Annotated in this window: 5 protein-coding genes; 2 read left to right on the forward strand and 3 right to left on the reverse strand. The window is 60.9% G+C overall.

What is annotated here, in order from left to right:
- The first annotated feature begins 101 nt into the window (after window positions 1–101).
- The gene (locus tag NA637_RS23130; protein WP_256074863.1) at window positions 102–2,387 is read left to right on the forward strand and encodes a YgiQ family radical SAM protein; all 2,286 of its coding nucleotides are present in this window, start codon (window positions 102–104) and stop codon (window positions 2,385–2,387) included.
- A 42-nt stretch (window positions 2,388–2,429) separates the two neighbouring features.
- Here the strand turns inward: NA637_RS23130 and NA637_RS25435 are convergent, their stop codons facing one another.
- Window positions 2,430–4,394, reverse strand: a complete 1,965-nt coding sequence (locus NA637_RS25435) for a methyl-accepting chemotaxis protein (protein WP_272889258.1) — start codon at window positions 4,392–4,394, stop codon at window positions 2,430–2,432.
- A gap of 48 nt (window positions 4,395–4,442) precedes the next feature.
- On the reverse strand, window positions 4,443–6,056 hold the full coding sequence (locus NA637_RS23140; protein WP_256074864.1) for a response regulator: 1,614 nt from the start codon (window positions 6,054–6,056) through the stop codon (window positions 4,443–4,445).
- 217 nt (window positions 6,057–6,273) lie between these two features.
- On the opposite strand from NA637_RS23140, the gene NA637_RS23145 reads away from it, so the two are divergent.
- Window positions 6,274–7,329, forward strand: coding sequence for a DUF2333 family protein (locus tag NA637_RS23145; protein ID WP_256074865.1), 1,056 nt, complete (start codon window positions 6,274–6,276; stop codon window positions 7,327–7,329).
- Between the two features lie 143 nt (window positions 7,330–7,472).
- Here NA637_RS23145 and NA637_RS23150 read toward each other — a convergent pair whose 3' ends face one another.
- Entirely contained in the window at window positions 7,473–8,813 is a 1,341-nt protein-coding gene (locus NA637_RS23150) for a sigma-54-dependent transcriptional regulator (protein ID WP_256074867.1), read from the reverse strand.
- Window positions 8,814–8,867 lie beyond the last annotated feature (54 nt).

Below are 8,867 nucleotides of genomic sequence, written 5' to 3' on the forward strand. Positions count from 1 at the left end.
CCTCCAGCCTCCAGCCTCCAAGCCTGAGCTCTGCAGCCGGCCTTCCTGGTCATTTTTTGTGCTATATTCCGCGCCCGTTTTCGTTGCCCCGGTTTCTAGCCATGCACGCAGCCAAGCCCCTGTTCGACTATCCCAAGTACTGGGCCGAGTGTTTCGGTCCGGCGCCGTTCCTGCCGATGAGCAGGGAGGAGATGGATCGGCTTGGCTGGGATTCATGCGACGTGATCATCGTCACCGGAGATGCCTACGTCGACCATCCATCGTTCGGCATGGCGATCATCGGCCGCTTGCTCGAAGCCCAGGGCTTTAGGGTCGGTATCATCAGTCAGCCGGATTGGCACAGCAAAGACGACTTCATGAAGCTCGGCCAGCCGAATCTGTTTTTCGGCATCGCTGCCGGCAACATGGACTCGATGATCAATCGCTACACGGCTGACCGCAAGATTCGCTCGGACGACGCCTACACCCCGGGCGGGCAAGCCGGAAAGCGTCCGGATCGTGCGAGCCTGGTCTACAGCCAGCGCTGCAAGGAGGCGTTCAAGGATACGCCGGTCGTGCTCGGCGGCATCGAAGCGTCCTTGCGCCGCATCGCCCACTATGACTACTGGCAGGACAAGGTGCGCCGCTCGATCCTGATGGACGCCACGGCGGATATCCTGCTGTATGGCAACGCCGAGCGGGCCATTGTCGAAGTGGCGCAACGCATGGCGCGCGGCGAGTCGGTAGAGCAGATCACCGATGTTCGCGGTACGGCTTTCATCCGCCGGGACGCGCCCGATGGCTGGTTCGAGATCGACTCAACCCGTATCGATCGACCGGGCAAGGTCGACAAGATCATCAACCCCTATGTGAATACGCAAGATTTGCAGGCCTGCGCCATCGAGCAGGAGAAGGGGCCAGTCGAGGATCCGAACGAGGCGAAGGTCGTCCAGCTTCTGCCCAGTCCGAAGATCGAACGTGACCGGACCGTGATCCGCCTGCCATCGTTCGAAAAGGTGCGCAATGACTCGGCGCTCTACGCCCATGCCAATCGGGTGCTGCATCTGGAGACCAATCCAGGCAACGCTCGCGCGCTGGTGCAGCGTCACGGCGATCATGACATCTGGCTGAACCCGCCGCCGATCCCCTTGACCACCGAAGAGATGGACTACGTATTCGCATCGCCGTATGCGCGCGTGCCGCATCCCGCCTATGGCGGCGAGAAGATCCCTGCTTACGACATGATTCGCTTCTCGGTGAACATCATGCGTGGCTGCTTCGGTGGCTGTACCTTCTGTTCCATTACCGAGCACGAAGGCCGGATCATCCAGAACCGCTCGCACGAGTCGATCCTGCTCGAGATCGAAGGGATGAAGAAGCTGCCGGGCTTCACCGGTGTGGTATCGGACCTTGGTGGGCCGACCGCCAATATGTACCGCATCGCCTGCAAGAGCCCCGAGATCGAGCAGCATTGCCGCAAGCCATCCTGCGTCTATCCGGGTATCTGCGAGAATCTCAACACCGACCACAGCGCCTTGATCGAGCTGTACCGCAAAGCGCGAGCGTTGCCTGGCGTGAAGAAAATCCTGATCGCATCCGGGCTGCGTTACGACCTGGCTGTCGAGTCGCCGGAATACGTGAAAGAGCTGGTCACCCACCACGTCGGCGGCTATCTGAAAATCGCGCCTGAGCATACCGAGCGCGGTCCGCTGGACAAGATGATGAAGCCGGGGATCGGCAGCTATGACAAGTTCAAGCGGATGTTCGACAAGTATTCGAAGGAGGCGGGCAAGGAGCAGTACCTGATTCCGTACTTCATCGCGGCGCACCCTGGCACCACGGACGAGGACATGATGAACCTCGCGCTGTGGCTGAAAGCCAATGGTTTCCGCGCCGATCAGGTTCAGGCGTTCTATCCGTCACCCATGGCGAGCGCCACGGCGATGTACCACAGCGGCAAGAACCCGCTGCGCAAGGTCACCTACAAGAGCGAAGGCGTGCCCATTGTCAAAAGCGAGGAACAGCGTCGTCTTCACAAGGCCTTTCTGCGCTATCACGACCCCAGGGGCTGGCCGATGCTGCGCGAAGCCTTGCAACGGCTGGGTCGCGCCGATCTGATCGGCAGCGGTAAGCATCAGCTGATCCCGGCGCATCAGCCTGCGACCGAAGGCTATCAGAGCGCCCGTCGCAAGAATTCGACCCCGGTGGGCAGCAAGAAGGCCGGACAGGGCGGCAAGATGCTCACCCAGCACAACGGTTTGCCTGCGCGCAGCCATGATGGCAATGCATGGGACAAACGTGAAGAGGCCAAGGCGGCCGCCGAAGCGCGGCGTAAGGCGGCGACCGCTGGCGGCAAGCCTAGCGGAAAGGGACGTAAGCCTTCCCAGCGTCCCGCTGTCCCTCGTTGAGCCCTCTGGCACCCATCTGAGGCGCCCGCTATCCGACTGTGTTCAGCCTTTGAACGCCAGTGTCGCCTGGTTCAGCTCGCTGGCCAGGTGCAGCATCTGTTCACTCTGCTCACGGCCACGGCTGATATGCGTCAGGTTGCTATCGCCCAGCTGATGAATGCGTTCGCTGTGGCTACGAATCTCGCTGACCGTTTCGCTCTGCTGGGCGGTGGCCAGCGCGATCTGTGCCGCCATCTGCTCGATGGAGCCGATGGTGACCACAATCTGATTCAGCGCCGAATCCGCCGTCTCGGCCAGCTGAGCCGTCTCTTCGGCGTGATTGACCTGGAGGCGCATGGCTTGGACCGATTGATGTGCTGCGGTCTGCAAGCTCCCGATCAGCAACTGGATTTCCTCGGTGGCGCCACTGGTGCGTTGCGCCAGGGTACGCACCTCGTCAGCCACGACGGCAAAGCCACGCCCCTGCTCGCCAGCTCGCGCGGCCTCGATCGCGGCATTCAGAGCAAGCAGATTGGTCTGCTCGGCGATCGAACGGATGACGGTGAGTACCTTGCCAATCGTTCCGGTTTGGTCAGCCAGGCGTTCGATGGTCAAGGCGTTGCTTTGCACTTCGCTGACCAGGCCGTGCAGTCCGGTCAGGCTTCTGCCGATGACCTGCTGTCCCTGGGTGACGGCGAGGCCCGCAGCACGGCCTGCCTCGGCCGTCTGGTCTGCGCTGGTAGCGACATCCTGGATGCTGGCTTCCAGCTCGCCCAGCGCGTCCCGGATCTGCGCGGTGTCGCTGCTCTGGCGGCGGGCGCCCTGGTGCAAATCATTGCTCATCTCGGCGAGGCTCCGACTGTTGCCGGTCACCTCTTGCGCATGTTGGCGCAGCGTGCCGACAAGCGTGAGCAGGTAGCTGCGTAGCTGGTTGAGCGATGTGCCGATTTCCACCAGCTCAGGCGTTTTGGAGCGAATATCGATAGGATTTTCGAAATCGCCGCCGGCCCAGGCGGAGAGCGCCGGAGCCAGTTGCCCCAGCGAGCGCGTGAGTTGGCGCTGCAAACGATCAATGGCAAGTGCAACCAGTAGAATCAACCCGATGATGGTGCCCTGAATCAGCCGTACTTCTGCCTGGATACGGCCATGTTCCGCGCGGATCTCTGGCTCCAGGTCGTCGAGTGCCATTTGCAGGGATGCGACTTTCTGCTCGGTGCTGTCCATCAGTTTCAGGCGTTGCTCGATCAGGCCGCGTGTGCGTTGCAGTTCTCCGGGATATCGCTTCAGGAGGCTGGAGAGGTCGCGCTTGAAGGCGATGCCTTGGTCTTCAGCTGTCTGCGCCGGGGCTTGCTCGTCGAGGTCCAACAGCGCCGCGAAGGTGCTTGCACCGGATTTTTGTTCACTCGCAACGCCGAGCAGCGGTAGGGCTTGCAGCGTTTGCGCTTCCTTCGTTATTGCTTGCAGCGCTTGCTCCACCTCGGCCGCCAACTGGTCATTGCCGCTGGCCGTCAGCTTGGCTCTCGCGTGGCTGAGGCGAAGCAGTTGTCGACTGGCTTCGAACAATGGCTGTTGATAAAGAGTGACGGCCTGATGCTGAGCTTGCGCGGCATAGCGATGCAGCTGCTCCAGTACGCCGGCTATCTCACGCTCGGCCTGCAGTAGCAGGCCTTGAGGGTCTCCTGCCAGCTTGCCTGCGGCGAGCAGCTCGGTAGCGGCGAACTGGTGGAGCTGTTCCAGGCTCGGCTGCAGGCGAGTGGCGAACGGGCCGGGCAGGGCGCTCACATCTGCTGCAAGCCCCTCCAATTCAGTCAGGGCGGCCTTGTGGCGTAGGGCGTCGCCACTGCTCAGGTAGTCCTGGATATTGTCGGCGACCTGATGCTGAAAACGCTGGGAAAGGCTCAGGTACTGGCCCATCAATCGGTATGGACGCTCCAGCGCACGCTCCGACCACCAAAGCGTTGCGCCCAGGGCAAAGCATATGGCGACCAGCAGCAAGGTATTCAGGGTGGTAAGGGACTTCAGGCGCATCCTGGCCTCCGGGGGATTCTGGAAGCTAGAAGATATGGCTGTTTGATGTCAGTTCTGTGACGACCGGAACCTGTCCACTCGGTTTCGTCCAGCATGTTTGGCGGTGTATAGCGCTTCGTCTGCCTGCTGAGTCAGGGATGTGATGTCCGCGCTCGGGGTGAGCTCGGCAATGCCGCAACTGAAGGTGCAGGCCAGATCGACTGGCTGCGCCGGGTAGCGGATTTCGGAGAAGCGTTCGCGTATGTCGTCCAGCACCTTCGCGGCGTTCTGCGCAGTGGTGTCGGGCATGACCACCGCAAACTCCTCACCACCATAGCGGCCGATGTGGTCTGTCTTGCGCAGGCGTTGCTTGAGAAACAGGGCGAGGCTCTTGATCACCCGGTCTCCCATTGGATGGCCATAAGTGTCGTTGACCTTCTTGAAATGATCGATATCGATCATCGCGAAACATAACGGTTGCCCGTCGCGGCGGGCACGAGCGCTGGCATCGTCGAGCAGTTGCAAACTGTGCGTATGGTTGTAAAGGCCGGTCAGGCTGTCGCGGACGATCCGTGCTTTCAAACTGCGGGCCCGCTCGGCGCGGGTGCGAACCGTGGCAATCAGATGGCTGGGTTTGATCGGTTTGGTCAGAAAATCATCGCCGCCTTCGTTCATGGCGTCGAGCTGCTTGTCGAGGTCGTCTTCGGCCGAGAGATAAATGATGGGCACGCTGACGTAGCGCTCATGCTGCCGGATCACCTTGGCCAGTTCAGTACCCATGCACTCGGGCATGTACATGTCGAGGATGATCAGATCCGGCTGGAATTCGGCGAGGTAAGTAATCGCCTGGATCGGCTCATTGAGCGTCTGGGTGATGATCCCGGCGTTGTTCAATACCCTTTCGGTGTGTGTCGCCTGGGCGCGCGAGTCGTCGATGATCAGGACGCGGAAGGGTTCGTAGTGTGCTGTGCGGGTGAAGATTTCGATTTTTTCCAGAAGGCACGACGCATCGATGGTGCCTGTGAAGAATTCCAACCCTCCGGCGCGCACGGCCGCCAGCCGCATCGGTGTGTCGGTTTCCTGATGGCTGAAGAAAATCAGCGGCAGCTTTTCTTCCAGTCCTTGCTGAATGCGCTCGGCAAGCCGCAGGCCTTCACCAGGCCCATTGAAATCGACGTCCATGACGATCGCGGCCGGGTGTCGCTCATGCATCGCTGCGCGGAATTCGCCATCACTGGCGAAGGCGTGCGCATTCATGCTGAAAAATTCCAGCTGGCGAACCACATGTTGGGCGCGTTGGTGGTCTTCCAGCGCGATGTAGACGGGTTTGCTCAACGGCGGTAGGTAGGCAGACTGCCCGCGCGGATCGCCATGACGCAGACCCGTGCGTGCAAGACGGTAGATCAGCTGGCTGAGTGTGGCAATGGTGTCGCTGGACAGTCGTCCGCGATTGTCGTTGATATCGCCCAGGCAATCTTCGATGCCAAGCGCGAGCAGTCGGTGTTCGGTTTGCTCGAAGCGTTCGGCGAATTTTCGCAAACGCTGGTTGGCATCTGCCAGCGCAGACCGGCAAGTGTCATTCCATTCGCTGCGTTGCAGTTGCTGCCAGACTTCCAGCACCTCTCGAGCCTGATGGATGACCCGTTGGGCGAAGTGCTGTTTGAGTTCTTCCTGGTCCGACATGTCCGGTTCCCTGGCCCGCTGCGGCAGTGCGCTCAAAGGCCACTGTGATGGCTCAATGCTACCACCTATCAGTTGTTGGCGAAGGTTCCGGATAGGCGGCCTGGTTCTCATTATGAGGCTTGCCGCCGACCGGCTGCGTTATAGTGGTTCACATGCCGCACGCTCCGCGTGACCGGCGATCGAATCTTTGAATTGATGAAGAGAAGGACAGACGCCCATGTTGGATTGGAAGAATCGTTTCGGCCGCCTCGGCTTGTCGGGAAACTCAGCCAGAGCGGATGGGGCGACTCGCAATCCGCTATTGCTGGGGCTCGCCCTGTTGATCGGCCTCTATTTATTGGTAGCCCTCTTGGTCGGGTGGTACTGGAGCTCCGAGCCTGACCGGTTCCCGGTACAGCAGCATGTCCGGCAAGCCGCTGATGCTTCGCAGCAGCAGATTGTCAATGGCTACACAACGGTCGAAACCCTTAAACAGGTCGCGGGCACCTTGCTCGACAAGCCAGGCGGCTATCTGAGCAACGACCTCGCGCCCCCCGGCCTTTGGCTGGACAATATGCCAAGCTGGGAATACGGTGTGCTGGTTCAGGTCCGCGACCTCAGCCGTGCACTACGCAAGGATTTCGCGCGGTCGCAATCCCAGTCGACTGAAGATCCGGATCTGTCCAAAGCCGAACCGCTGTTCAACTTCGACAATCGCAGCTGGGCTCTGCCTGCCAGCGAATCGGAATACCGTAACGGTATTCGCTACCTCAACCGTTACCTCGTCCGTTTGAGCGATCCTGCCGCCAAAGCCCAGTTCTACTCCCGTGCCGATAATCTGAACAACTGGTTGGGCGACGTTGGGACTCGGTTGGGCTCACTGTCCCAGCGCCTCTCAGCGAGTGTTGGTCGCGTGCGTCTCGATCCTCAGATCGCGCCGGAGCTTGATCGTGAAGGCGCAACGCAGCTTGTCGAGGAAGAGCGCGTCGAGACCTCCTGGATGCAAATCGACAACGTGTTCTACGAGGCGCGGGGCCAAGCGTGGGCCTTGTCGCATCTGCTGCGCGCAATCGAGGTGGATTTCGCCGACGTGTTGGCGAAAAAGAATGCGGCGATCAGTGTGAGACGGATTATCCGCGAGCTTGAAGCTGCGCAGGAGCCGCTGTGGAGCCCAATGGTGCTGAACGGCAGCGGCTACGGTGTGCTTGCCAATCATTCATTGGTGATGGCGAACTATATCTCGCGTGCCAACGCGGCCATTATGGATCTGCGCAACCTGCTGTCGCAGGGGTAAGCAGAAAGCCGGCAAAAGAGCTGGAGGCTTGAAGCTGGACGAGGGGGACCGGCTTCAAGCTTCACGCAAAGGGTCGACAACCTTTTTACAACGCCATTATGCTGCCCAGCCTCCAGCCTCCAGCCTCCAGCCTCCAACCTTAACTAATCCAGCCCGAGCTTCTTCAGCCGATACCGCATGGAGCGGAACGACAGGCCCAGCCGCTGGGCGGCGGCGGTGCGATTCCAGCGGGTTTCTTCCAGCGCCTGCATGATCAGCTTGCGCTCGACCTCTTCGAGGTGGTCTTCCAGATTGTCGATATGCGCCAGGCTTGCTGCGCCATGCTCCGGCATGCCGGGTGCGTCGGACAGGCGCAGGTCGCTGGGTTTGATTTCTTCACCTTCACAGAGTGTGTAGGCACGCTCAAGCATGTTCTCCAGCTCGCGCACGTTGCCGGGAAATCGATAACTCTGCAGCTTTGCCAGCGCATCGGGTTGCAGCCGGGCCGGCGTGTCGCCGCATTCCTGGGCGAGGCGGCGAAGCATCACCTCGGCCAGCTGGGCAATATCCTCGCGGCGCTCGCGAAGGGGCGGCACGCGTAATTCGATGACGTTCAGCCGATAGTAGAGGTCCTGCCGAAAGCGCCCCGCGGCGACTTCGCTGGCCAGATCCTTGTGCGTGGCGCAAAGAATCCGCACATCGACCACGACTTCCTTGGCGCCGCCAACGGAGCGCACGGCCTTTTCCTGGACCGCCCGCAGCAGTTTCACCTGCATCGGCAGAGGCAGATCGGCTACTTCATCGAGAAGCAGCGTGCCGCCATTGGCCGCCTGGAACAAACCGGGCTTGTCTTCCATCGCCCCGGTAAAGCTGCCCTTCTTGTGCCCGAAGAATTCGCTTTCCATCAGCTCCGCGGGAATCGCCCCGCAGTTGACCGGAACGAATGGCCGTTCGTGACGGGGTCCTTGCTCGTGGATCAGCCGCGCGACCAATTCCTTGCCGCTGCCGGATTCGCCACTGATGTATACCGGTGCCTGGCTGCGCGCCAGTTTCCCGATCTGTTTGCGCAGCACATTCATCGGCGGCGAGGCGCCGATCAAGCGGCTGTCGACTGTCAGCTCGTTGGGGTTCGGTGTGCGCAGCCGCAGCGCGGTATTGACCAGTTCGCGCAGCCGAGCGAGATCCACCGGTTTGGTGAGAAAGTCGAAGGCCCCGGCCTTGAGCGCCCCAATGGCGGTGTCGAGACTACCGTAGGCGGTGATCATCGCCACCGGCAACTGCGGGTATTGCTGCTGAATGAACTGCACCAGCTCCAAACCGCATCCGTCAGGCAGCCGCATGTCGGTCAAGCACAGGTCGTAGTGTTCGCGCGCCAGGCACGCCCTGGCTTCCTTGAGGTTGCGGGCGCTGCGGGTGTCCAGCTTCATGCGTCCGAGGGTGATCTCCAGGAGCTCACGGATATCGGGTTCGTCATCGATGATCAGTGCTTTCTGGCGAACGGTCATGGTCTCGGTCTTCGACAGGGTAGTGCGGGTCCGCAATGTTAACGCTACATGACC

The organism is Stutzerimonas stutzeri (assembly GCF_024448935.1).
GTDB classification, from domain to species: domain Bacteria; phylum Pseudomonadota; class Gammaproteobacteria; order Pseudomonadales; family Pseudomonadaceae; genus Stutzerimonas; species Stutzerimonas stutzeri_AO.

Coding starts and splice junctions, on each gene's coding strand:
- NA637_RS23130 (WP_256074863.1), top strand. CDS start 102: ATGCACGCAGCCAAGCCCCTGTTCGACTATCCCAAGTACTGGGCCGAG.
- NA637_RS25435 (WP_272889258.1), bottom strand. CDS start 4,394: ATGCGCCTGAAGTCCCTTACCACCCTGAATACCTTGCTGCTGGTCGCC.
- NA637_RS23140 (WP_256074864.1), bottom strand. CDS start 6,056: ATGTCGGACCAGGAAGAACTCAAACAGCACTTCGCCCAACGGGTCATC.
- NA637_RS23145 (WP_256074865.1), top strand. CDS start 6,274: ATGTTGGATTGGAAGAATCGTTTCGGCCGCCTCGGCTTGTCGGGAAAC.
- NA637_RS23150 (WP_256074867.1), bottom strand. CDS start 8,813: ATGACCGTTCGCCAGAAAGCACTGATCATCGATGACGAACCCGATATC.